The organism is Streptomyces sp. NPDC026206, from assembly GCF_040638465.1.
Lineage (GTDB): Bacteria > Actinomycetota > Actinomycetes > Streptomycetales > Streptomycetaceae > Streptomyces.
On record NZ_JBEZYL010000002.1, the window covers coordinates 426541 to 450471 of the forward strand.

Sequence of the window (23931 nt, forward strand, 5' to 3'; positions counted from 1 at the left end):
GGCGTGCAGCGAGAGCTGCCCGGCGGTCACGGCCGTACCAGCCCGTCGTACGCGTCGGGCCTGCGGTCCCGGTAGAACGCCCACTGCCGGCGCACCTCGTCGATGACCGCGTAGTCCAGGTCGCGGACGACCAGCTCCTCCTTGGTGTCGCTGGCCAGGTCCCCGACGAACTGGCCGCGCGGGTCGACGAAGTACGACATGCCGTAGAAGTCGTTGTCGCCGTACTCCTCCTGGCCGACGCGGTTGATCGCGGCGATGAAGTACTCGTTTGCGACGGCGGCCGCCGGCTGCTCCAGCCGCCACAGGTGGGCGGAGAGGCCGCGGGAGGTGGCGGAGGGGTTGTAGACGAGCTGGGCACCGGCCAGGCCCAGTGAGCGCCAGCCCTCGGGGAAGTGGCGGTCGTAGCAGATGTAGACGCCGACCTTGCCGACGGCCGTGTCGAACACGGGCCAGCCGAGGTTGCCGGGCTTGAAGTAGTACTTCTCCCAGAAGCCCTTGATCTGCGGGATGTGGTGCTTGCGGTACTTGCCCAGGTAGCTGCCGTCGGCGTCGATGACGGCGGCGGTGTTGTAGTAGAAGCCGGACTGCTCGACCTCGAAGACCGGTACGACGATCACCATGCCGGTCTCGCGGGCCAGCTCCCGCATCCGGCGGACGGTGGGGCCGTCGGGGACGGGCTCGGCCCAGCGGTAGTGCTCGCTCTCCTGCACCTGGCAGAAGTAGGGGGCGTTGAAGACTTCCTGGAAACCGATCACCTTGGCGCCCTGCGCGGCGGCCGCGCGGGCGTGTTCCTCATGCTTGGCGATCATCGACTCGGTGTCGCCGGTCCAGGTCGCCTGGACCAGTGCGGCGCGGACAACGTTGGCCATGAGCTGCTCCTATGCCAGGGGCTTCCACCAGGCTGACACGCGAAGATCCGTGTGTGCCTGCGACCGTAGGTGCCGTCACTCCCCGTGGCAAGACCATCGCGCGACCTGTGGACAACGGGTCGCCGGTGCGGCGCGGCTCAGGCCCCTGGAGACCTCCGGAGGGCCTGAGCCGCTCGGTGCGGGGGCGGGGCGGTACGCCCGTGCGGGGGACGCCCGGCTGTCAGTGCGCCGGCCGCACCACCATGGCCGAGCCGCCGCCGCGCCGTGACGTCTCGGCCGCCGCCAGCCACCGCCCGTCCGGCAGCCGCTGGACGCCGGTGGCCGCGCCGATCTCCGCATTGAGCTTGAAGACGTGGCCCTTGGCCTCCAGCTGCCGGCGCAGCGGGCTCTCCCACAGCCCCGGTTCCAGCTCGGTGGTCACCGCGTTGCGCTGGCTGGCGCGCGGCGCGGCGATCGCGTCGACGAGCGGCATCCCGCGGTCGACGTGGTTGAGCAGGGTCTGCAGCACCGTGGTGATGATCGTGGCGCCGCCGGGGGAGCCCAGCGCGAAGGCGGGCCTGCCGTGGTCCAGGACGATCGTCGGCGACACCGACGAGCGCGGGCGCTTGCCCGGGCCGGGCAGGTTCGGGTCGTGCACGCCGGGGCTGACCGGGACGAAGGAGAAGTCGGTCAGCTCGTTGTTGAGCAGGAACCCGCGCCCCGGCACCGTGATGCCGCTGCCGCCGGTCTGCTCGATGGTCAGGGTGTACGCGACGACGTTGCCCCACTTGTCGGCGACCGTCAGGTGGGTGGTGTGCTCGCCCTCGTACGGGGTGGGGGCGGCCGCGCCGCGCGTCGTACAGGATGCCGCGGGCCGGCGCGGGTCGCCGGGCGCCAGCGGGCTGACCAGCACGGCATCGTCCTTGACCAGGCAGGCGCGCGAGTCGGCGAAGCGCTGCGAGGTCAGGCCCTGGACGGGCACCTTCTCGAACGCGGGGTCGCCGACCCAGCGGTTGCGGTCCGCGAAGGCGATCCGGCTCGCCTCGATGTAGCGGTGCAGATACGTCTGCCGGTCCAGCTTCCCGAGGTCGCCGCGCTCCAGGATGTTCAGCGCCTCGGCGACCGTCGTGCCGCCCGACGAGGAGGGGGCGATGCCGTAGACGTCCAGGCCGCGGTACTGCGTCCGGGTGGGGGCCTGCTGCTTCGCGCTGTACGCGCGCAGGTCCTTCTCGGTCAGGTCACCGGGGCGGGCCACGCGGTGCGAGGCGGGGTCGACGGGTGGCTTGCGCACGGTCCGCACGATGTCGCGCCCCACCGCGCCACGGTAGACGGCGTCCACGCCCTGCTTCGCCAGCAGGTCGTAGGTGCGCGCGAGGTCGGGGTTCTTCAGCGTCGAGCCCACCGCCGGGGGCTTCCCGCCCGGCAGGAACAGCTTGGCGCTGGCCGGGAAGTCCTTGAAGCGCGCCTGATTGTCGGCGGTCTGGCGGCGGAAGGTCTCGTCGACGGTGAAGCCGTCGCGCGCCAGCCGCTGAGCGGGCGCCAGCACCTGGGCGAGCGAGCGGCTGCCCCAGGAGCGCAGGGCCGTGTCCCAGGTCGCGGGGGTGCCGGGGGTGCCGACGCTGAGGCCGCTGGTGACCGCGTCGGCGAAGGGGAGGGGCCTGCCCTTCTCCAGGAAGAGGTCCTTCGTCGCGCTGAGGGGGGCCCGCTCGCGGCCGTCCAGGGTGGAGACCTTGCGCGTCCTGGCGTCGTAGTGGACGAAGTAGCCGCCTCCGCCGACGCCGGCGGAGTAGGGCTCGGTGACGCCGAGGGCGGCGGCGGTGGCGACCGCCGCGTCCACAGCGTTGCCGCCCTTGCGCAGCACCTCTGTGCCGGCCGCCGACGCGTCGGCGTCGACGCTGGCCACCACGCCGCCGTGACCGACGGCGAGGGGCGACTTGTGCGGTGTACGGGCCGGGCCCGGCCCGGCGGCCGCGGCGGGCGCCGTCAGCGCGCCGGCGACGAGCGCGGCCACCACGGCGAGGACGGGCAGGCTTCGGTGAGGGGTCGGTCTCGGGAGGGCCATCTGTGCCTCCATTCGGGCGAACGGGCCCCGGAGCCTACCCGCGGAGCCCGCCCGCCGACAGGGCACGCTCAGCGCTTGCGCAGCTCCCCGAGCACGGAACGCGCCATGGCCTGCTCGCCCTTGGCGTTGGGGTGGAAGGGCGCGGCCGGGTTCCCGGGCCGCACGCCCTCGACCCACCGGTCCGCGGTGGGCCTGCACACATCGTGGCCCACGGTCGGGCCGTAGGTGTCGGCGAAGCGGACGTGCGCCTTGGCGGCCTGCGCCTTGAGCATCGCGTTGAGCCGCTTCTCGGTGTCGCGCAGGTAGGGGGTGTCGCCGGCGGCGATCGGTACGGCCGGGAAGCAGCCCCGGCCGCTGTCCGGCATGATCGTCGGGTAGCCGACCAGCACCACCTTGGCCTGCGGTGCGCGCTGGTGCACGGCCTTGAGGACACGGGCGATCTTCGGCGCCGCGCCGTTGATGCGCGCGGTGAGCCGGTCCGAGCCGTCCGCGGCCGTGAACTGCTTCTTGCACGGGGTACCGGCCCGGTCGCCGGCGGACAGCTGGGCACAGGTGCCGATGATGGGGCCGAAGCCGATGTCGTTGCCGCCGATGCCGACGGTGACGAACCTGGTCCCCTTGCCGAGGGCGTCCAGCTGGGGTGCGTTCGCCCCCTGCGCGCGCCACATGTCGTCCGTGGTCGCACTGCTGCAGCTGACGTCCTTGAACGACTTCTGCTTCAGCTGCACGGCGGCCAGCGCAGGGTAGTTCACGCTGGAGCGTGCGCAGTCGCCGCCGGTCTGCCGGGGAATGCCGGCGCCGGAGGTGTACGAGTCGCCGAGGGCGACGTAGCGGGCTCCGCCGGCCTGCCCGGTGGTGGCGGCCGGCGGGGTCGCCGCCCCGGTCGTCAGTGCCGTCAGTGCCGTCGCCGAGCCGAGCGCCACCAGCGCCTTCCCGTACCGCCCGCCGCGTTCGCGCGCCTGTGCCACTACTGCCTCCGTAGCCAAGAAGAGTCGTCCGGCCCATGATCAACCGATCATGGCCAGGACAGACTCGCCTTGTGCTGACCCCCTGTCAATTTCGACACGACCGTCCCATTCTGCCCACTAATTGGACTCTTATAGTCCAATTAGCTAGGTTGGTGGAGTGCGACTGACCAAGAGCACCGATATCGCCCTGCGCATCGCGATGCGCCTGGCCGTGACCGCGCAGGACGCGGCGGCGCCGACCACCCGCGAGGTGGCCGGCGCGATCGGCGTGCCGTACACCCACGCCGCCAAGGTGGTCAGCCGGCTGCAGCACCTGGGGGTCGTCGAGGCCCGCCGGGGCCGCGGCGGCGGCCTCTCGCTGACCGCGGCCGGGCGCCTGAGCTCGGTCGGCCGCCTGGTGCGCGAGCTGGAAGGCGCCGGTGACGTCGTCGGCTGCGAGGACGACCCGCCTTGCCCGCTGCGCGGCGCGTGCCTGCTGCGCGGCGCACTGCGCGACGCGCAGGAGGCGTTCTTCGCCGCGCTCGATCCCATCACCGTCCAGGATCTGACCGGCCCGCCGACCGGCCCCGTCCTGCTGAGCCTGGGCCCGCCCCCCGGAAGCTGACGAGACCACCGCCCACGAGGGCGGTCATTCACACCCTTAAATGCGAATCCTGGATGCAAGTTTGATCGGCTGATCGCTTGCTCCGGGACCCGACCGTGAGGAGCCGCCGATGCTGTCCCCGAAGTCCACCGAGATCGTCCGAGCCACCCTGCCCGCGGTCGGCGGTGCGATCGCAGAGATCACACCGCTCTTCTACGACAAGCTGTTCGCCGCCCACCCGCGGCTGCTGCGCGACCTGTTCAACCGCGGCAACCAGGCGAGCGGCGCCCAGCAGCAGGCCCTCGCGGGCGCCATCGCCGCCTTCGCCACCGCACTCGTCGAGCACCCGGACGTACGGCCCGACGCGATGCTCTCCCGTATCGCCCACAAGCACGCCTCGCTGGGCATCAGCCGCGAGCAGTACCCGGTCGTCCAGGAGCACCTCTTCGCCGCCATCGCCGAAGTGCTGGGGGAGGCCGTCACGCCCGAGGTCGCGGCGGCCTGGGACGAGGTCTACTGGCTGATGGCCAACGCCCTCATCGCCCTGGAGGCGCGGCTGTACGAGCAGGCGGGCGCCCTGCACGGCGCCACCTGGCGCTCCTGTCGCGTGGTCGCCCGCCACCAGGAGACCGCGCAGGTGGCCACCTTCCTCGTCCGCCCGCTCGACGGCCGCCCGGTGCCGGCCGCCCGGCCCGGCCAGTACGTCTCCGTACAGGTCACCCTGCCCGACGGCGCTCGGCAGATCCGCCAGTACAGCCTGTCCGGCCACCCCGAGGACGCCCTCCAGTTCTCCGTCAAGCGCGCGTCCGGCGACCCGGCCGGCGAGGTCTCCGGCCACCTCCACGACCACGTCGCGGTGGGGGACACCCTGCTCGTCAGCCACCCCTTCGGCGACGTCGTCCTCGACGACGGGGACGCGCCCCTCCTGCTCGTCTCCGCCGGCATCGGCTGCACCCCCATGACCGGGATGCTCTCCCACCTCGCCGCCACCGGCTCGGACCGGCGCGTCATCTGTGTGCACGCCGACCGCAGCGAGGCCACGCACGCCTTCCGCGCCGAGCTCCAGCAGCTGACCGCCAAGCTCCCGAACGCCACCGCGCACGTCTTCTACGAGCACCCGGAAGGCCCCTGGCCCGCCGGGCGCACCGGCCGCGCCGACCTCTCCCGCCTCGGTATCCCGGCCGGCGCCACCGCCTACCTCTGCGGACCGCTGCCCTTCCTCCGTGCCGCCCGCGCCCAGCTCCTGGACGCGGGCGTGGCGGCCGCCTCGATCCACTACGAGGTCTTCGGCCCCGACCTGTGGCTGGGCCAGGACTGCTGAGCGGACGTCAGCACCGAGGGGCCGGCGATCGATCGTTACTCACGCGTAACATGCCGGCATGTTACCCACGGTAAGGCCGCGAGGTTACTTTCGGGTCACTTTGTATCGGCAGTGCCGCCGCCCCCCACGGAAGCGGCGGCACCGAGGTCAAGGAGTGACCTGTGCGACGACACTCCCGTCAGGCTCTGCACACCACAGTCATCGGTGCCGCCTGCGCCGCGCTGCTCGCGGGCGGCACCCTGGGACTGGCACCCGCCGCACAGGCGGCGCCGCCGGCCGCGGCTGCGGCGGCGTTCCCGGACGTCAGATTCACCGACATCCCCGGCTCCGGCGGCATCACCCTCAAGGGCAACGTCTTCACCCCCGCCGGCGCCGACGGCTCGCGCCGCTACCCCGTCGTCGTGCTGCCCGCCAGCTGGGCCATGCCGCAGCTCGAATACATCGTCCAGGCCAAACAGCTCGCCGACTCCGGCTATGTGGTGGTCAGTTACGCCGCGCGCGGGTTCTGGCTCTCCGGCGGGAAGATCGAGACGGCCGGTCCGCCGGACATCGCCGACGTCTCCCGCGTCATCGACTGGGCGCTCGCCAACACCCCGGCCGACCCGGACAGGATCGGCATGGCCGGGATCTCCTACGGGGCGGGCATCAGCCTGCTGGCCTCCGGCTTCGACAAGCGGATCAAGGCCGTGGTGGCGATGAGCGGCTGGGCCGACCTCATCGAGGCCATCTACGGCGAGCGCACCCAGCACCGCCAGGCCGCCGAACTGCTGGGCGGCCTCGGTGCGCTGACCGGGCGGCCGGGCGAGGAGCTGCAGGGGGTCCTCAAGGACTTCCTCGGCTCCGACCTGTCCCGGGAGAAGCAGATGCTGGAGTGGGGCGCCAAGCGCTCCCCGGCCACCTACCTCGACGGCATCAACGCGGGCGGCGCGGCCATCATGCTGGGCAACGCCTGGGGCGACACGGTCTTCCCGCCCGACCAGTACGTGAAGTTCTACGAGCGGCTCACCGGCCCCAAGCGCCTGGAGCTGCGGCCCGGCGACCACGCCACCGCCGAGGGCACCGGACTGCTCGGCCTGCCCAACGACGTCTGGACCAACGCCCGCCGCTGGTTCGACCACCATCTGGGGGGCGCCGCCAACGGCATCGACCACGAACAGCCCGTCCAGCTGAAGTCCCGTACCGGCGGCGGCTACGAGTCCTACCCCGACTGGGCGGCCGTGGAGCGCACCCGCAGCGACGTCCCGCTCCCCGGCTCCCGCACCATCCGCGCGGGCGCCGACTCGGGCGCGAACGGCGGCACCGCCCTGCTCTCCAACGTCCTCGACCAGTTCCTGAAGCTGCCGCCCATGGTCTCGGTCCCGCTGCTGCCGCGCACCCGTGCCGCCGTGTGGCAGTCCGGACCGTACGCCAGGGCGCAGCGCGTGCGCGGCAGCGCGCGGCTGCACACCACGCTCACCAGCGACAAGGAGAGCGGCACGGCCGTCGCCTACCTCTACGACGTGGGCCCGCTGGGTGTGGGCAGGCTGGTCAGCCACGCCCCCTACACCTTCCACGGCAGGGCGCCCGGCCGGTCCTTCGCCGTCGATCTGCGGCTCCAGTCGACCTCCTACGACGTCCCGGCCGGCCACCGGCTCGCGCTCGTCGTCGACACGGTGGACCCGCTGTACATCCAGCACAACCCGGCGGGCGCGCGCCTGACGTTCACCTCCCCCAAGGGCGATCCGTCCGTGCTCTCGGTCCCGGTCCGCGACTGAAGGGACTTTCAAGGATGCGTTCCCGCGCCCGGCATCAGCGTGCCGGGCTCGGCGGGGGCGACCTCGACGGCCTCCGTCTTCGGGCTGCGCTTCTGCCGCTTGGCCACCCAGGTGGCGAACCAGGACAGCAGCATGCACATCCCGATGTAGACGGGGGAGATGATCATGACGACGGGGATGAACGGCAGGTCGTAGTCGAGGTTGCTGGCGATCAGCTTTCCTGCGTGCAGGAACTCCTCATAGGTGATGAGGAAGCCGAGCGAGGTGTCCTTCAGCGCGACGACGAGCTGGCTGATGATGGTCGGCAGCATCGCGCGCAGCGCCTGCGGCACCAGGACGTAGGTCATCACCTGGGTCTTGAGCATGCCCAGCGAGTACGCCGCCTCCCGCTGGCCGCGCTCGACGGAGTTCACGCCCGTGCGGAAGACCTCCGCAAGCACCGAGCCGTTGTAGAGCGTGAGTCCGGTGACGAGGGCGGGCAGCGGCTGGACCTTGAGCGCGACGAAGACGAAGAAGATCATCACCAGGACGGGCATGGCCCGGAAGAACTCCACCACGAGCGTGGCGATCCAGCGCAGCGGCCGGTGCACGGACAGCCGCCCGCAGGCCAGCACCGCGCCCAGGGCGAGGGAGAGCACGGCGGCGCAGGCGAAGGCCTTGAGGGTGTTGCCGAGCCCGCGCAGCAGCATCTCCTGGATGCCCTTGTAGGCGAAGGGCCTCCACTTGGCGGCCGTGAACTGGTGTGTGTCGAAGAGGAGGTAGACGACCCAGGCGACGATCCCGAGGATCACCGCGGTGGCGAGGACGCCGTACAGGCGGTGGCGGCGCTGCGCGAGCGGGCCGGGGATGTCGTACAGGGCGGTGGTCATCGGGCGACTCCGCAGCGCTTCTCCAGCACGTTGAAGACCGCGCTGATGGTCAGGGTCACGATCAGGTAGCCGACGGCGATCCAGATGAAGGACCAGATGATGCTGTAACCCAGCTCGTTGAGGGTCTTGTACGTGCCCAGGAGCTCGGTGACGCTGAACGAACCGGCGATCGCCGAGTTCTTGGCGAGCGCGATCAGCGTCGAGCCGACCGGTGGGATGACGGAGCGGAAGGCCTGCGGGAGCACGACGCCGCCGAGCGTCTGGGTGAAGGTCATCCCTAGGCTGCGGGCCGCCTCCCCCTGGCCGCTGGGCACCGTGTTGATGCCCGAGCGCAGGGCCTCACAGATGAAGGCCGAGGTGTAGCAGCCCAGGGCGAGGACGGCGAAGAGCTGGAAGGGCAGCACGACCCCGAAGCGCGGCAGGCCGAGCAGCACCGCGAAGAACAGCAGGGTGAGCGGGGTGTTGCGCAGCACCGTCACCCATACCGTGCCGAAGGTGCGCAGGGAGCCGACGGGGGCGACCCGGAAGGAGGCCATGACGAAGCCGAGGGCGAGGGCGAGCAGCGAGGCGTAGACGGTGAGCTCCACGGTGCCGAGCAGGCCCTTGCCGTAGAGGGAGAGGTTGTCGAGGAGAACGTTCATCCGGGTCCTTGGGTCAGCTCGCCGGGTAGCGGTCGACGGGGGGCGGCTGCGGGGCCGGCACCCCGGACAGGCCGAGGGTCGCGTCGTACGCCTTCTTCCAGTCACCGTTCTTCTCGTGCGCCGCGACGGCGTCGTCGAGGGCGAAGCGCAGGGCGGAGTCACCCCGGGGCACGCCGATGCCGTAGGGCTCCTTGGAGAAGGGCCTGCCGGCCACCTTCAGCTCGTCGGGCGCCTTGGCGGCGAAGCCCATGAGGATGGTGTCGTCGGTGGTGACGGCGTCCACCTGGAGGCTGAGGAGGTTGTCCACGCAGATCGAGTACGTGTCGTAGGCGACGGCCCGGGCCTTGGGGTAGTCGCGCTGGATGCGCTGCAACGGGGTGGAGCCGGCCGCCGAGCAGACCCGCTTGCCGGCCAGGTCCTGGGGGCCTTCGATGCCCTTCTCGTCCGTGCGGACCAGCAGCGACTGGCCGGCGATGTAATAGGGCCCGGCGAAGCCGACCTGTCTCTTGCGCAGGTCATTGATGGTGTACGTGCCGACGTAGTAGTCGATCTGCCCGTTCTGCAGGGCGGTTTCGCGGTTGGCCGAGGCGACGGTGCGAAAGGCGATGGTCTTCGGGTCGAAGCCGAGGGAGGCCGACATCATCCGGGCGATCTCGATGTCGAAGCCGGAGTAGCCGCCGGTGGCCGGGTCCTTCTCGCCCAGATAGGGCTGGTCCTCCTTGGCCCCTACGACGACATGGCCGCGCTTCTTCGCGGCCCGCCAGGTGGCGGAGTCCTCCAGGTGGAAGCCGGTGGCGACGTGGTAGACGGGCAGCTGGCCGGGCTTGGGCCCCTTGACCGGCGGGCTGCCCTCCTTGCCGCAGGCGGCGGCCAGCAGGGCGAGGCCGGTGAGCGCCAGGGCGGCCACCCGGCCGGGCGTGCGCCCGGAGCGCGTTCGCCTCATGTGGATGCGTCTCGTGTGCACGACAGCCCGCTCAGTGCTTGAGGATCTTGGACAGGAAGTCCTTGGCCCGCTCGCTCTCCGGCGCGGTGAAGAACTCCTCGGGGGTGCGGTCCTCGACGATGCGGCCGTCCGCCATGAAGACGACGCGGTTGGCGGCGGAGCGGGCGAAGCCCATCTCGTGGGTGACGACGACCATCGTCATGCCGTCCCGGGCGAGCTGCTGCATGACCTCCAGCACCTCGTTGATCATCTCGGGGTCGAGGGCCGAGGTGGGCTCGTCGAAGAGGAGCGCCTTGGGGTTCATGGCCAGCGCGCGGGCGATGGCCACGCGCTGCTGCTGGCCGCCGGAGAGCTGGGCCGGGTACTTCTCGGCGTGGGCGAGCAGCCCGACCCGCTCCAGCAGCTCCCGTGAGTGCCGGTCGGCCTCGTCCTTGCCGCGCTTGCGGACCTTGATCTGGGCCAGGGAGACGTTGGCGAGCACGGTCCTGTGGGCGAAGAGGTTGAACGACTGGAAGACCATGCCGACCTCGGCACGGAGCTTGGCGAGCGCCCGGCCCTCCTCGGGCAGCGGCTGCCCGTCGAGGGTGATCGTGCCGGACTCCACCGGTTCGAGGCGGTTGATGGTCCGGCACAGCGTGGACTTGCCAGAGCCGGAGGGGCCGATGACCACCACCACCTCCCCGCGGCCGACGGTGAGGTTGATGTCCTGCAGCACGTGCAGCTTGCCGTAATGCTTGTTGACATCCCGCAGTTCGATCAACGGATCGACGGCCATACCAGCGCCCTACCCACTCTCAGCTGTCTCGCAGTCGCCGCAAACTATCCGCATCAATAGGGGACTTTGACGCTGACACGCGTACAGAGCGGGATTGGGCCGGATAGAGGGTGCAATGGCCGCCATTTGCCCTAGGTACACAGACTCAGCCTGGGTACCTAGCCTGTGAGGGCCGGACGGGGGAAGCAGAGGGGGAAGGAGCCCGGGGTGGCCGACAGCAGGCCCGTATACCTGCGCATCGCGGACGACCTGCGGCAACGCATCGACGAGGGCGGGCTGACGGTGGGCGACCGCATCCCCTCCCGCTCCGAGCTCAAACGCGCATACGAGGCCAGTGACCAGACCGTGGACCGCGCCGTCCGCGTCCTGAAGGCCGCCGGCTACGCGGAGGGCCAGTTCGGGCGCGGCGTCTTCGTCGCCGACCGGGCACCGCTCGGCACGCTGCTGCGCTCCACCGGCGCCGTCGACTCGCCCTTCGCCGCGAAGATCCGTGGATACGACGGCCCGGACCGTCCCGCGGCGGCGGGCGCCATGACCCGGGACACCGCGCTGACCTGGGAGGCGTCCTCCAGCGAGAGCCCCGCCCCGGTGTCCGTCGCCGAGCGGCTGGGCATCGGCGCGGGCCAACCGGTGCTGTGCACCCAGTACGAGTACCTGGCCAACCGCCACCCCGTGCAGCTCGCCACGAGCTGGGAACCGCTGACCATCACCGAGGGCACCGACGTCGCCCTGCCCGAGCGCGGGCCCTACGCGCGGCGCGGCGTACGCGGCAGACTGGCCGCCATCGGGATCCGCGTCGTACGGGCCCGGGAACTCGTCGGCTCACGCCCGGCCACCACACCGGAGGCCGAGGCGCTCGGCTGCGCGGCCGGCCAGTGCGTCACCGTCGTCGAGCGCACCCACTACGACGGCGACGACAGGGCCGTGGAGACCTCCGACATCGTCGTGCGCGCGGACCGCTGGCGGCTGGAGTACACCATCGCCTTCACGAGCTGACGGCGGCGGGAGCCCTGGCGGCGGTCAGTTCTCCGCGACCTCCGCGTAGAGCTGGGACAGTTCCGGGGCGCCGTCCGCCGCCCACGCCTGGCCCGCCTCGACCACATCGATCTCCCGGCCGCTGGCCAGCCGCACCACCGGCTGCCCGTCCGGCCAGATCCACCAGAGCGCACCCGAGACCGTACGCACGATGACCGTGCCCAGGTACAGGCCCGCGTCGTTGCCCAGCCACGGCAGCAGCTCCGGGTCCTCGCGCCAGCGCGGCTGCAGCTGGTCCAGCGCCTCCAGGGACGACGGCGAGTCGTCGAGCACGACCCCTGCCGACTGCGCGTGCGCGCGCAGCAGTTCGCACTCCGACAACAGCTCGGCCAGACCCTCCGGCCCCCGGTCGGACGCCCCGGGCAGCGCCGCCCCGTGCGCCGGGCCGTGCCGCTTGCGCCAGCTGTCCAAGAAGGGAATGTTCATACCGGACAGTCTGACGCATCGGGGCGCCGTCCGGACTCCAGGAGGAGCTGAGGAGAAATGGCGCCCCGTCGTCGTGGCCCGGCTGTCAGGGACCGACCGGAGCTGTACAGAAGCCTCTCCCGGACCACCTGAGGCGGTCCGGGAGAGGCTTCATGACGCGCTGCTCGCCGAAGCTCAGATCCCGGACTTCGCGCGACGCTTACGAGCCTGAGCCGGAACCTGCTGGGGTTCCCGGGAGGCGTCGGCGAAGGGCTTGACGACCTCCAGGTACTTCTCGAAGGACTCCTGGCCCAGATCCACCTCGCGGCGGGTGTAGGACACACAGGGCCGCAGGGCGATCTTCGGAGTGGTGCCGTCCTCGTGCACCTCGCCCGTCTCGTACTCCTCGGTGCCCATCTCCGGGACCAGGAGCTCGACCGAGAAGACACCCTCCGTGGTGTCAGGCATCAGGTCGTCATGCCGGATCAGACGCCCGTACGACGTGGTCGTGATCGTCTGACCGCCGATGGTCGTGGTGGTGACGGCCTCCTCCACCCCCGGCTCATCCTTCTGGTCCTCGCCCACCGGGACAAACTTGACTGCCACTCAACTGCTCCTTGCTGTCCGCGAGCCGGCTTGCATCTGGCCCGCCTGTACTTCCCGCCTGATCTTAATCGGGGCAGGCGGCCTCATGACGCTACCCGGGCGGCTCCTTGAGCGGCGCCTCGTCGCAGTCGTACTCGCCAGGCGTCCGGCAGATGCGGGTGATCCGGTGGCGGAGCGAGGCACTTGAGGGTGCGGCTCGTGGTACGACTGTGGCCCCTCGGCGGCCCATGTGAACGCCGGCCCGGCGAGGGGCCACCGCCTCATGTGCGGCACTTCCGTATGTCCGGACGCCAGTGCGACTTGGAATTCACATGCCACCTGACTGCCCCGGTCCCGACAGGGCCTCACTCGCACGGATGGCCCCACCACAGGCGCGCTGCGCCCGACATGGCCGGTCGGCCTTCTTGACGTTCCCCTGGCGTCTCCCTAACTTCATCCCGCCACGTGCAGAGCGGGGAACGCTGGGAGGCATGACGCGCATGCTCCGGACATCGAAGCTCACCGTGCCCGTCGGGCGACGGCACAGACCGGCGGCCTTCGCCCGGGCGGTCGCCACAGGCGCCGTCGCGGTGGGGGTGGTCTGCGCCCTCGGGCTCGCGAACACCCCGGCCCACGCCGACACCGCACCGACCCGAGAGCCGCTCCCTTTGGAGCGGCTCTTCGACAACCGGGCGGTCAGCGACGACGCCCACCCGGAAGCCGCCGATTTCGACGGCGGGGGCAGCTCCTTCTCCGCCCAGGACCTGAGGGCCGCCGGCTGGACCCCCGGCCGCCTCCTCCCCGTCGACGGCTCCCCGCTGCGCTGGCCCGCCCCGGCGCCCGGACGCCCCGACAACGTACGGGCCGACGGGCAGGCGGTGCGGCTCAGCGGACGCGGGGAGGCCCTCTCGTTCCTGGTGGCGGGCAGCTCCGCGGCGGGCGGCTCCGCGGCGGGGGCGAAGAGCGGAGCCGGCGGGCGGGGCCTGGTCCGCTACCGCGACGGCTCGCAGAGCCCCTACCTCCTGCAGGCGCCCGACTGGCGCCACGGCCCGCTCCCCACCAAGACCCTCGGCCTGCCCCACCGCAACACACGCGACGGCCAGCGGACCGAGACCACCCGCCTGTACGTGGTGACCGTGCCGGTCGAGCGCTCCCGGGAGGTCGCCTCCGTGGTGCTGCCCTCCGCCGGGTCCGCGAGCGACCTGCACGTCTTCTCCCTCGCCCTGCGCGCTCCCTCGAACGGGTGGACCGGCAGCTGGGCGGCGTCCACGTCCGGGTACGCGGCGGTGGGCCCGTGGACCGACCGGACGCTGCGGCTGATCGTGCACAGCAGCGCGGGCGGGCCGCGCACCCGCATCCGGCTGGAGAACACCTTCTCCCGGCAACCGGTCCGCATCGGGCACGCCACCGTGGCGCTGCAGAGCCGTGGCGCGGCGACGGACGGCCGCCCCCTGCCGCTGACCTTCGCCGGCCGCCCCGGGGCCGAAGTGCCCGCAGGGGCACAGCAGTTCAGCGACCCGGTGGGGTTCCGGGTGCCGCCGGACTCCAATCTGCTGGTGAGCATCCACCTGCCCGGGACCGTACGGGCGCTGCCCGTGCACAGCTACAGCAACCAGGTCTCCTACCTCAGCGCCGACGGCGCCGGTGACCGCACGGGCGACCGGGGTGCCGGCGCGTTCGGCGGGACACTGGACGGCTGGCCCCTACTGACCGGCGTGGACGTCGCCGGCGGACCCGGATCGGTGGTCGCCCTCGGCGACTCCATCACCGACGGCGAGCGCGCCACGCCGGGGGCGAACGGGCGCTGGCCGGACCTGCTGTCCCGGCGGCTGCTCGGGCAGCACGCGGTGCCGCGGCTCGGCGTCCTCAACCACGGCATCTCCGGCAACCGCGTGGTGACCGACCGCTACCCCGGCGAGGGGACCAGCACCATCAAGAGCGGGGTCAGCGCGGAACACCGGCTGGAGCGCGACGTCCTGGCACAGACCTCCGCCCGTACCGTCGTCATCTTCGAGGGCGTCAACGACATCCGCGCGGGCACCGGGGCCGACGAGGTCATCGACGCCCTCAAGAGGATGGCGGCCGTCGCCCACCAGCGGGGCGTGCGCGTCGTCGCGGCCACCATCGCGCCGTGCGGCGGCTTTTTCGACTGCACGGCGGAGGCCGATGCCGCTCGCGTCGCCATCAACCGGCACATCCGCGCCGCCACCTCGCTCTACGACGCCGTCTTCGACTTCGACGCGGCGATCCGCGACCCCCGCCACCCGGACCGGATGCTGCCGCGCTTCGACGGGGGCGACCACCTGCACCCCAACGACGCGGGCATGAAGGCGTTCAGCGACGTGATCGACCTGCGCGAGCTGGTCTGACGCCGGACGGGCTCCCTGCGGGGGCCCGTCCGGTCACGGCACCCGTGCCGTCCACTCCGGCGACGCGAACTTCGTCGCCGCCAGCTCCTCCGCCCGCGCCAGCTCCACGGCGGAGACCGAGCCCTCCGTCAGGCCGTACCGGTCCCGGAAGGAGTCGATCATCTTGTCGATGACGGCCGGGCGCGGCAGGCCGGTCTGGCGGCGCAGCGGGTCGACGCGCTTCTTGGCGCTCGTGGTGCCCTTGCCGGAGAGCTTCTCCTTGCCGATGCGCAGGACGTCGAGCATCTTCTCGGCGTCGATGTCGTAGGCCATGGTCACGTGGTGCAGGACGGCACCGTCACCGGCGACCATGCGCTTCTGCGCGGCGCCCGCCATCTTGCCGGCGTCGGTGGCGATGTCGTTCAGCGGCTGGTACCAGGCCTTGACGCCCATGCCCTCCAGGGCGCCCAGCACCCAGTCGTCCAGGTAGGCGTAGCTGTCGGCGAAGGACAGGCCCTGCACCAGGGCGTCCGGGACGCACAGGGAGTAGGTGATGGTGTTGCCGGGCTCGATGAACATGGCGCCGCCGCCGGAGATGCGCCGCACCACCGTCATGCCGTGGCGTGCCGCGCCCTCGGGGTCGACCTCGTTGCGCAGCGACTGGAAGCTGCCGATGACCACGGCCGGGGAGCCCCACTCCCACACCCGCAGCGTCGGCGGGCGCCGCCCGGCGGCGACCTCGGCGGTCAGGACCTCGTCCAGGGCCATGTGCAGGGCTGGGGACTGCGGGCCGTCGTGGATGAGCTGCCAGTCGTAGTCGGTCCAGTCGGTGGCTTGTGCCAGGGCGCGGCGCACGGCGATGCCCACCGCCTCGGACGTGAAGCCGAACATGATCGTGCCCTCGGGCAGTGCCGCGTCGATGCGGGCCGCGAGCTGCGGGGCCGGGGTGTCGGCGGGGGCGCCCTCCAGGGCGCGGTCGATGTCCAGGAGCGCCTCGTCGGGTTCGAGGAAGAAGTCCCCGGCCACCCGCACATCGCGCAGCACCCCGTCCGCGACCTCCACGTCGACGACGACGAGCTTGCCGCCCGGCACCTTGTATTCACCGTGCACGGCGCATCCTCCAGCATGCATTCTCCGCCCGCCCGCCCCAGCCGGCCGGCAGCACAAACAACCGTAACGCTGCGTTCTGGCGGGGTGGGGGGAGCCGTCGAGGGGTTCACCCCGGGGACATCGTGAGGCCACCACCCCACCACCGGTTGTCGGTGCGGCGTGGTTCGATGTCCATATGATCGATGAATTTCTCGCAGGTGACGTGACCGATGTCGAGGAAGTGGTCCGCAAGGCGGCCGCTGCCGAGATCCTGCCGCGCTTCCGGCAGCTCGCCGCGGACGAGATCGTCGAGAAGAACGGCCCGCACGACCTCGTGACCGTCGCGGACCGGCTCGCGGAGGAACACCTCACGCACGCGCTGACCGCCCTGCTGCCCGGCTCGGTCGTCGTCGGCGAGGAGGCCGTGCACGCGGACCCGCGCATCCTCGCCTCGCTGTGCGGCGAGGATCCGGTGTGGATCGTCGACCCGGTCGACGGCACCCGGCAGTTCGTCGCCGGTGACCCGGGCTTTGCCACCCTGGTGTGCCTGGCGCACCGCGGCGAGCTGCTCGCCTCGTGGACGTACGCGCCGGCGCTGGAGTTGATGGCGACAGCCCGCCGGGGCGGGGGTGCGCTGCTCAACGGCGCGCCGCTGAGCTGCGGCTCGCCCGTGCCCGGCAAGGACCTGGAAGTGGCCACCTCGCACTACGACTTCACCACCGACGAGCAGAAGCGCGTCCTGGCGGCGCTGTGCACGGACGGGGTCGCGCCGCGCCCCTGCGGCTCGGCCGGGCTCGAATACCTGCACGTGGCACAGGGTGTCCTCGACGCGGTGGCCTTCTCCTGGGAGAACGCCTGGGACCACGCGGCCGGCCTGCTGCTGGTCGCCGAGGCGGGCGGGGCGAGCGCGACCGTCGCGGGCGAGCCGTTCCGGATCGCGGGCGGCAACGCGCTGCCGTTCAGTGCGGCGCGGGACGAGCCGACCCTGCGGCATATCCTGGCCCTGCTGGCGTCCGCCGGCTGACAGGCAGGGACACGAGGGGAGCCCATCCGGTGGCCACCATGCTCGACGCGGTCGTCGTAGGAGCGGGGCCCAATGGGCTGACCGCGGCTGTCGAACTGGCCCGCCGCGGCCTGTCCGTCGAGGTGTTCGAGGCGGCCGACGCCATCGGCGGCGGCGCCCGCACCGAGGAGCTGACCCTCCCCGGGTTCCGCCACGACCCGTGCTCCGCCGTGCACCCGCTCGCGGTGCGCTCGCCCGCCTTCAGGGCGATGCCCCTCGACCGGCACGGGCTGGAGTGGATCCACCCCGACCTGCCGATGGCGCACCCCTTCCCCGACGGGACGGCCGCGGTCCTCTCCCGGCGCGTCGGCGAGACCGCCGCCTCCCTCGGGCCGCGTGACGCGGGCGCGTACCGGCGGCTGCTGGCGCCCTTCCACGGCCGCTGGGACACGCTCGCCGCCGACTTCCTGCGCACGCAGTGGGACGGGCTGCCGCGCGACCCGGTCACGTACGCCCGGTTCGGGCTGGTCGCCGGCCAGCCCGCCACGTTCCTGGCCAGGACCCGCTTCCGCGACGAGAAGGCCCGCGGCCTCTTCGCCGGGCTCGCCGCCCACGGCATCGCCCCGCTCGGCGGCCCGGGCACCGGCGGCCTGGCCCTGATGTTCGCCCTCGCCGCCCACGAGTGCGGCTGGCCCGTGCCGCGCGGGGGTTCGCAGTCCATCGCCGACGCACTCGGCTCCTACCTGCGGGAGCTGGGCGGCGCCATTCACACCGGCTTCGAGGTCAAACACCTCGACGACCTGCCGCCTGCCCGTGCCTTTCTCTTCGACACCTCGCCGACCGCCCTCGCCCGGATCGCCGGGCTCGGCGACGCCTACCGCCACTTCCGCTACGGCCCCAGCGTCTTCAAGCTCGACTACGCCCTGGACGGACCGGTGCCGTGGACGTCCGGGGCCGCCCGCCGGGCCGGCACGGTCCACATCGGCCCGACCATCGGCGAGATCGGCAGTGCCCTGCGGGCCGCCGTCCAGGGCGACGACCCCTCCGTCCCCTTCCTCATCACCGCCCAGCCCAGCATCGTCGACCCCACCCGCGCCCCGGAGGGCAAGCACACGTTCTGGGCGTACGGGCACGTGCCCAGCGGCTGGGAGGGCGACGCCACCGAGGTGATAGAGCGTCAGATCGAGCGCTTCGCACCGGGGTTCCGCGATCTCGTCCTGGCCCGCGCCACGGCCGGTCCGCCGGAGCTGGCCGGGCGCAACGCCAACTACGTCGGCGGTGACATCGCCACGGGGTCGGTGGCGGGGCTGCGCCTGCTGGTGCGGCCCAAGCTGGCGCGCGTGCCGTACGCCACGTCGCACCCCGCCGTCTTCCTCTGCTCGTCGGCGACCCCGCCGGGGCCGGGGGTGCACGGAATGTCCGGGCACCACGCGGCGAAGGCGGTATGGCGCAGCCTGCGGGCTACCACGTAACCGGGGGCTCCGCCCCCGGACCCCCGGTCCTCAAGCTCCCCCGGCTACCGCTGGGAGGTGCCCCCAGACGGGCTGGCTGTGCTGTGTCCTCAAGCGCCGGAAGGGCTGAAATTCGGCCCGTCGCGCTCTGTCAACCATCATTGACATGCGGCCCGCGCGGCCCGGGCCGCGCGCCGGACGCTGATGTCGGATTTCCGCGAGCCCCGGCGCCCCGGACGCCGGATCCTTGAACCCATGCACACCGACTTCGACCGTTGCGTACGGGCCGTGCGCTCCAAGGACGCGCGCTTCGACGGCTGGTTCTTCACCGCCGTGCTGACCACGCGCATCTACTGCCGCCCCAGCTGCCCGGCCGTGCCGCCGAAGGACCGGAACATGACCTTCTATCCCAGCGCGGCCGCCGCCCAGCAGGCCGGGTTCCGGGCCTGCAAGCGGTGCAGGCCCGATGCCAGCCCCGGCTCGCCGCGCTGGAACGAGCGTGCCGACCTCGTCGCCCGCGCCATGCGCCTCATCGGCGACGGAACGGTCGACCGCGAGGGCGTACGCGGCCTCGCCGACCGGCTCGGCTACAGCACCCGCCAGATCGAACGCCAGCTGCGCGCCGAGCTCGGCGCCGGGCCCCTCGCCCTCGCCCGCGCCCAGCGCGCACAGACCGCCCGCCTCCTGATCGAGACCAGCGCGCTGCCCCTGGCCGACGTCGCCTTCGCCGCCGGCTTCTCCTCCATCCGCACCTTCAACGAGACCGTCCGCGAGGTCTTCGCGCTCACTCCGACCGAGCTGCGCACCCGAGCGTCCGGCGGTCATCCTCCGGCCATCCCCGGCACGCTGACGCTGCGTCTGCCCTTCCGGGAGCCCCTGTGCCCCGACAATCTCTTCGGGCTGCTCGCCGCCACCGCCGTCCCCGGCGTGGAGGAGTGGCGCGACGGCGCGTACCACCGCACCCTGCGCCTGCCCTACGGCCACGGAACGGTCGCGCTGAGCCCCCGCCCCGACCACATCGACTGCCGGCTCGCCCTCACCGACCAGCGCGACCTGGCCGGCGCCATCAGCCGCTGCCGCCGGCTCCTCGACCTGGACGCCGACCCCGAGGCCGTCGACGGGCTCCTGCGCACCGATCCCCGCCTGGCGCCCCTCGTGGAGAAGAGTCCCGGCCGACGCGTACCGCGCACGGTGGACGCCCAGGAGCTGGCCGTACGCGCCGTGCTGGGACAGCAGGTCTCGGCGGCCGCCGCCCGGACCCTGGCCGCCCGGCTCGTCGCCGCACACGGCGAACCCCTGGCGATACCCGGCGCGGGCGGAGGCCTCACCCACCTCTTCCCCTCGGCCGAGGCGCTGGCCGCCCTGGACCCCGCGGCACTGGCCATGCCCGCCGGACGCCGCGCCACGCTCGTCCGTACGGTCGGCGCCCTCGCCACCGGCGAGCTGGCCCTCGGCGTCGGCAGCGACTGGGTGCAGGCCCGGGCGCGCCTGGCCGCCCTCCCGGGCATCGGGCCCTGGACGGCCGGGCTCATCGCCATGCGGGGCCTCGGCGACCCCGACGCCTTCCTCCCCACCGACCTCGGCGTCAGGCGGGCCGCGGCAGGCCTCGGCCTGCCCGCCACGCCCGCCGCGCTGACCCGGCACGCCACCGCCTGGCGGCCCTGGCGGGCGTACGCCGTCCAGTACCTGTGGTCGGCCGACGACAGGTACTGGACGGCCACCGCCCGCCCGTCCGTCACCTGCTGAAAGAAGAGACCATGTCCCGCGTCCACACCGTCGTCGACAGCCCGTACGGGCCGCTCACCCTCGTCGCCGCCGAGGGCGTCCTGTGCGGCCTCTACATGACCGGTCAGCGGCACCGGCCGCCCGAGGAGAGCTTCGGGGACCGCGCCGACGATGGCCCCTTCCCCGAGGCGGTGCGCCAGCTGGAGGCCTACTTCGCCGGCACGTCGACCCGCTTCGACCTGCCGCTGAGCCTGACGGGCACGCCCTTCCAGCGCCGCGTCTGGGAGGGCCTCCTGGAGATCCCCCACGGCCGGACGGTCTCCTACGGCGAACTCGCGGCCCGCATCGGCGCCCCCGGTGCCGCGCGCGCGGTCGGCCTCGCGAACGGCAAGAACCCCATCGGCATCATCGTTCCCTGCCACCGCGTCATCGGAGCCGGCGGAAGCCTCACCGGTTACGGGGGCGGGCTGGAGCGCAAGCGCCGGCTGCTGACCTTCGAGCGCGGCGGCCTGCTCTTCCCCTGACGGCGATCCCGCTCACGTGCCGTCCCCGTCGCGGTCGCGGCTGCTCTCCGCCACCCTCCGCAGGCGGGGGTGGCGCACCGGGCCCTGTTCCGAGACGGCCTCGCCGACCATCGTGCGCAGCGCGTCCCGCAGGCCGTGCATCGCGTGGTGGCGGGCCGGGCCCGCGCCGGGATCGGTGCGCAGCTCCCTGAGCAGGGACCAGCACAGGGCGAGCATCACCACGACGAACGGCAGCGCGACCAGGATCGTCGCCGACTGGAGCGACTTCAGCCCCCCGGCCACGAGCAGCACGGCGGCGACGGCCGCCATGAGCACGCCCCACGCCACGACCAGCCACGTCCGCGGATGGAGCGCGCCCCGGCTGGAGAGGGAGCCCATCACCAGGGACGCGGAGTCCGCGCTGGTGATGAAGTACGTCATCACCAGTGCCATCGCGATCCAGGAGGCCGGCGTGGCGAGCGGCAACGTCTCCAGCAGGGCGAACAGCGAGGCCTCAGCGCCCTCCTGGACCGTGCCCGCCATGTCGGCGGCGCCGGTCATGTCCAGGCGCAGGGCGCTGCCGCCCATCACGCAGAACCACACCACCGTCGCCCCGCTGGGCACCAGGAGCACCCCGACGAGGAACTCGCGGATCGTCCGCCCGTGGGAGATACGGGCGATGAACGTGCCGACGAAGGGTGCCCACGACAGCCACCACGCCCAGTAGAAGATCGTCCACGCGCCGAGCCACTTGGAGTCGGTGAACGCGCCCGTGCGGGTCGCCATGGGCAGCAGGTCGTGGAGGTAGCCGCCGGCGGCCGCCGGAATGGTGTTGAGGACGAAAACGGTCGGGCCGAGGAGGAAGACGAAGAGCATCAGGCATGCGGCGAGCGCGATGTTGAGCGTGCTCAGCCACTTCACGCCCTTGTGCAGCCCGGAGAAGGCCGAGAGGACGAAGGCCGCCGACAGCGAGCCGATGACGACGAGCTGCAGGGACGTGGAGTCCTTGACGCCCGTGGTGATGTCGAGGCCCTTGGAGACCTGCAGCGCACCGAGGCCCAGGCTGGTCGCCGTGCCGAAGACCGTCGCGAGGACGGCGAGGAGGTCGATGGCCCGCCCCGGCCAGCCGGCCGCCCGCTCCGCCCCGAGCAGGGGGACGAACGCCGAGCTGAGCCGGTTGCCGCGGCCCTTGCGGAAGCCCGCGTACGCCAGGGCGAGCCCGGCCATGCCGTAGATCGCCCAGGGGTGCAGGGTCCAGTGGAAGAACGAGTACTCCAGGGCCGTGCGGGCCGCGGCGGGGGAGCCGGCGGTGACACCGCTGCCCGGGGGCGGGGCGGTGAAGTGCTGCAGCGGCTCGCCGACGCCGTAGAACATCAGGCCGATGCCCATGCCGGCGCTGAACATCATCGCGATCCATGCGAGGTTGCCGAACTCCGGCTGGGAGTCGTCCGTACCGAGCCGGATCCGACCGTAGCGGCTGACGGCGATGCTCACGCACAGCACGAGGAACACATCGGCCGCGATCACGAACAGCCAGGCGAAATTGGACAGCACCCAGCCCAGAGCCGCCGTCGACACCCGGTCGAAGGAGTGCTTGCCCAGCGCCGCCCACGCCACCACCGCCAGGACCGCCAGGCCGCCGCCGACGACGAGAGTCATATCGGGGGGTTCGTCCTGCGGCGTGCGCACGTCGGTGCTCTCGGTGCTCATGACGCCCCACTATGGAGGGGAAAGCCCGGATTCAACCGCCTGGCACGCCGCCCACGAGGCATGGGCAGTGCCACGGTCCCCCGGGTAGGGTCACCGCGGCGCGACCGGGAAGCGAGGGGATGCACGGTGGCGGAATCGACACGCGTACTGATCGCCGCGGACAAGTTCAAGGGGTCACTGACGGCCGTCCAGGTCGCGGAGCACGTGCGGGCGGGGCTGCGCCGGGCCGTGCCGCGGCCGGCGGTGACCGTGCTGCCGGTCGCGGACGGCGGGGACGGCACGGTGGACGCCGCGGTGGCGGCCGGGTTCGAGCGGCGCGAGGCCCGGGTCACGGGGCCGGTGGGGGACCCCGTCACGGCCGCGTACGCCCTGGGCGGCGACGGCACCGCCGTGGTCGAGATGGCCGAGGCGTCAGGGCTGCGGCGGCTGCCGCACGGGGTCCTCGCCCCGCTCACCGCGACCACGTACGGCACGGGCGAGCTGGTGCGGGCCGCGCTCGACGCGGGGGCGCGCACGATCGTCCTGGGCGTCGGCGGCAGCGCCACGACGGACGGCGGGGCGGGGATGCTGGCCGCGCTCGGGGCACGGTTCCTCGCCGCGGACGGTCGGACGCCCGGCCCCGGAGGCGGAGCCCTGGCCGCCCTCGACCGCGCCGACCTGTCCGGGCTGGACGCGCGGCTGGCACGGACGCGGATCGTGCTGGCGAGCGATGTCGACAATCCGCTGACGGGCCCGCGCGGGGCGGCGGCGGTCTACGGGCCCCAGAAGGGGGCGAGCCCCGCCGACGTCATGGCACTGGACGCGGCGCTCGCGCACTACGCGCGCGTGCTGGACGGCGCGGAGCGCGCGGGCGCCCCGGGAGCCGGGGCGGCGGGCGGCATCGGCTACGGCGCCCTCGCCGGGCTGGACGCGGAGTTCCGGCCCGGCATCGAGGTGATGCTGGAGGTGCTGGGCTTTGAAGCAGCCCTGAAGGGCGCCGGCCTCGTGATCACCGGGGAGGGATCGCTCGACGAGCAGACGCTGCACGGCAAGGCGCCGGTGGGGGTGGCGGCTGCCGCGCGGGCGCACGGGGTGCGCGTGGTGGCCGTCTGCGGGCGGCTGGCACTGTCGCCACAGGCGCTCGCGGACGCCGGGATCGACCGCGCCTACGCCTTGACGGAGCTGGAACCGGACGCCGCGCGCTGCATGGCCGAAGCGGGTCCGCTTCTGGAGCGTCTCGCCGGGTTTGTCGCACGCGACTACCTCGCCTGAGGCCGGAGCCCCTTCCGGCCCGCTCACCCCGCGCGGCGGGGTCCGTGCCGCAACGGCGACGG

General features: G+C 72.7%; 21 protein-coding genes. 10 read left to right on the forward strand and 11 right to left on the reverse strand.

Annotation, left to right across the window (positions count from 1 at the left end; translation table 11 throughout):
* Positions 1 to 26 precede the first annotated feature (26 nt).
* From AB0F13_RS05360 to AB0F13_RS05370, 3 genes are all read right to left on the reverse strand, one after another.
* Positions 27 to 869 carry a nitrilase-related carbon-nitrogen hydrolase gene (locus tag AB0F13_RS05360; RefSeq protein WP_362075473.1) on the reverse strand — a complete coding sequence of 281 codons (843 nt, stop codon included), beginning with the start codon at positions 867 to 869 and terminating at the stop codon, positions 27 to 29.
* 220 nt (positions 870 to 1089) lie between these two features.
* On the reverse strand, positions 1090 to 2910 hold the full coding sequence (ggt, locus tag AB0F13_RS05365; protein WP_362075476.1) for a gamma-glutamyltransferase: 1821 nt from the start codon (positions 2908 to 2910) through the stop codon (positions 1090 to 1092).
* Positions 2911 to 2978: 68 nt separating this feature from the next.
* Positions 2979 to 3878 carry an SGNH/GDSL hydrolase family protein gene (locus AB0F13_RS05370; protein ID WP_362075479.1) on the reverse strand — a complete coding sequence of 300 codons (900 nt, stop codon included), beginning with the start codon at positions 3876 to 3878 and terminating at the stop codon, positions 2979 to 2981.
* Positions 3879 to 4035: 157 nt separating this feature from the next.
* Here AB0F13_RS05370 and AB0F13_RS05375 point away from each other — a divergent pair, with 157 nt between their 5' ends.
* The 3 genes from AB0F13_RS05375 (at position 4036) to AB0F13_RS05385 (ending at position 7536) form a co-directional block, all read left to right on the forward strand.
* Positions 4036 to 4482 carry an Rrf2 family transcriptional regulator gene (locus AB0F13_RS05375; RefSeq protein ID WP_362075481.1) on the forward strand — a complete coding sequence of 149 codons (447 nt, stop codon included), beginning with the start codon at positions 4036 to 4038 and terminating at the stop codon, positions 4480 to 4482.
* Between the two features lie 109 nt (positions 4483 to 4591).
* Positions 4592 to 5782, forward strand: a complete 1191-nt coding sequence (locus AB0F13_RS05380) for a globin domain-containing protein (protein WP_362075484.1) — start codon at positions 4592 to 4594, stop codon at positions 5780 to 5782.
* Between the two features lie 161 nt (positions 5783 to 5943).
* The gene (locus tag AB0F13_RS05385) at positions 5944 to 7536 is read left to right on the forward strand and encodes a CocE/NonD family hydrolase (protein ID WP_362075486.1); all 1593 of its coding nucleotides are present in this window, start codon (positions 5944 to 5946) and stop codon (positions 7534 to 7536) included.
* Positions 7537 to 7544: 8 nt separating this feature from the next.
* Here AB0F13_RS05385 and AB0F13_RS05390 read toward each other — a convergent pair whose 3' ends face one another.
* From AB0F13_RS05390 to AB0F13_RS05405, 4 genes are read right to left on the reverse strand one after another with little or no spacing between them, the layout of a single operon-like run.
* On the reverse strand, positions 7545 to 8405 hold the full coding sequence (locus AB0F13_RS05390; RefSeq protein WP_362075489.1) for an amino acid ABC transporter permease: 861 nt from the start codon (positions 8403 to 8405) through the stop codon (positions 7545 to 7547).
* Complete coding sequence (locus AB0F13_RS05395; RefSeq protein WP_362075492.1) at positions 8402 to 9046, reverse strand: amino acid ABC transporter permease; 645 nt, start codon at positions 9044 to 9046, stop codon at positions 8402 to 8404. The genes AB0F13_RS05390 and AB0F13_RS05395 overlap by 4 nt, the downstream gene beginning before the upstream one ends.
* Positions 9047 to 9059: 13 nt before the next feature.
* Positions 9060 to 9989 (reverse strand): glutamate ABC transporter substrate-binding protein, encoded by a 930-nt coding sequence (locus AB0F13_RS05400; protein ID WP_362075495.1) that lies wholly within the window; start codon positions 9987 to 9989, stop codon positions 9060 to 9062.
* A gap of 31 nt (positions 9990 to 10020) precedes the next feature.
* On the reverse strand, positions 10021 to 10764 hold the full coding sequence (locus AB0F13_RS05405; protein ID WP_362075498.1) for an amino acid ABC transporter ATP-binding protein: 744 nt from the start codon (positions 10762 to 10764) through the stop codon (positions 10021 to 10023).
* A 207-nt stretch (positions 10765 to 10971) separates the two neighbouring features.
* Between AB0F13_RS05405 and AB0F13_RS05410 the strand changes: the two genes are divergently transcribed.
* On the forward strand, positions 10972 to 11760 hold the full coding sequence (locus AB0F13_RS05410) for a GntR family transcriptional regulator (protein WP_362075501.1): 789 nt from the start codon (positions 10972 to 10974) through the stop codon (positions 11758 to 11760).
* A 24-nt stretch (positions 11761 to 11784) separates the two neighbouring features.
* Here AB0F13_RS05410 and AB0F13_RS05415 read toward each other — a convergent pair whose 3' ends face one another.
* Positions 11785 to 12225, reverse strand: coding sequence for a DUF6278 family protein (locus AB0F13_RS05415; protein WP_362075504.1), 441 nt, complete (start codon positions 12223 to 12225; stop codon positions 11785 to 11787).
* Between the two features lie 174 nt (positions 12226 to 12399).
* Positions 12400 to 12810, reverse strand: a complete 411-nt coding sequence (locus AB0F13_RS05420; RefSeq protein ID WP_362075507.1) for a hypothetical protein — start codon at positions 12808 to 12810, stop codon at positions 12400 to 12402.
* 479 nt (positions 12811 to 13289) lie between these two features.
* Here AB0F13_RS05420 and AB0F13_RS05425 point away from each other — a divergent pair, with 479 nt between their 5' ends.
* The gene (locus AB0F13_RS05425; RefSeq protein ID WP_362076056.1) at positions 13290 to 15158 is read left to right on the forward strand and encodes an SGNH/GDSL hydrolase family protein; all 1869 of its coding nucleotides are present in this window, start codon (positions 13290 to 13292) and stop codon (positions 15156 to 15158) included.
* A 33-nt stretch (positions 15159 to 15191) separates the two neighbouring features.
* Here the strand turns inward: AB0F13_RS05425 and AB0F13_RS05430 are convergent, their stop codons facing one another.
* Positions 15192 to 16247: a biotin/lipoate A/B protein ligase family protein gene (locus AB0F13_RS05430; RefSeq protein ID WP_362075510.1), complete on the reverse strand. Its 1056-nt coding sequence runs from the start codon at positions 16245 to 16247 to the stop codon at positions 15192 to 15194.
* A gap of 175 nt (positions 16248 to 16422) precedes the next feature.
* Here AB0F13_RS05430 and AB0F13_RS05435 point away from each other — a divergent pair, with 175 nt between their 5' ends.
* The 4 genes from AB0F13_RS05435 (at position 16423) to AB0F13_RS05450 (ending at position 20929) form a co-directional block, all read left to right on the forward strand.
* Positions 16423 to 17250, forward strand: a complete 828-nt coding sequence (locus tag AB0F13_RS05435; RefSeq protein ID WP_362075513.1) for an inositol monophosphatase family protein — start codon at positions 16423 to 16425, stop codon at positions 17248 to 17250.
* A gap of 38 nt (positions 17251 to 17288) precedes the next feature.
* On the forward strand, positions 17289 to 18701 hold the full coding sequence (locus tag AB0F13_RS05440; protein WP_362076059.1) for an NAD(P)/FAD-dependent oxidoreductase: 1413 nt from the start codon (positions 17289 to 17291) through the stop codon (positions 18699 to 18701).
* Positions 18702 to 18935: 234 nt separating this feature from the next.
* Positions 18936 to 20426, forward strand: a complete 1491-nt coding sequence (locus AB0F13_RS05445) for an AlkA N-terminal domain-containing protein (protein WP_362075516.1) — start codon at positions 18936 to 18938, stop codon at positions 20424 to 20426.
* A gap of 11 nt (positions 20427 to 20437) precedes the next feature.
* Positions 20438 to 20929 (forward strand): methylated-DNA--[protein]-cysteine S-methyltransferase, encoded by a 492-nt coding sequence (locus AB0F13_RS05450; protein WP_362075519.1) that lies wholly within the window; start codon positions 20438 to 20440, stop codon positions 20927 to 20929.
* Positions 20930 to 20941: 12 nt separating this feature from the next.
* On the opposite strand, the gene AB0F13_RS05455 is transcribed toward AB0F13_RS05450, so the two are convergent.
* On the reverse strand, positions 20942 to 22618 hold the full coding sequence (locus tag AB0F13_RS05455; protein WP_362075521.1) for a BCCT family transporter: 1677 nt from the start codon (positions 22616 to 22618) through the stop codon (positions 20942 to 20944).
* A 126-nt stretch (positions 22619 to 22744) separates the two neighbouring features.
* On the opposite strand from AB0F13_RS05455, the gene AB0F13_RS05460 reads away from it, so the two are divergent.
* On the forward strand, positions 22745 to 23869 hold the full coding sequence (locus AB0F13_RS05460) for a glycerate kinase (protein WP_362075524.1): 1125 nt from the start codon (positions 22745 to 22747) through the stop codon (positions 23867 to 23869).
* Positions 23870 to 23931: the final 62 nt, after the last annotated feature.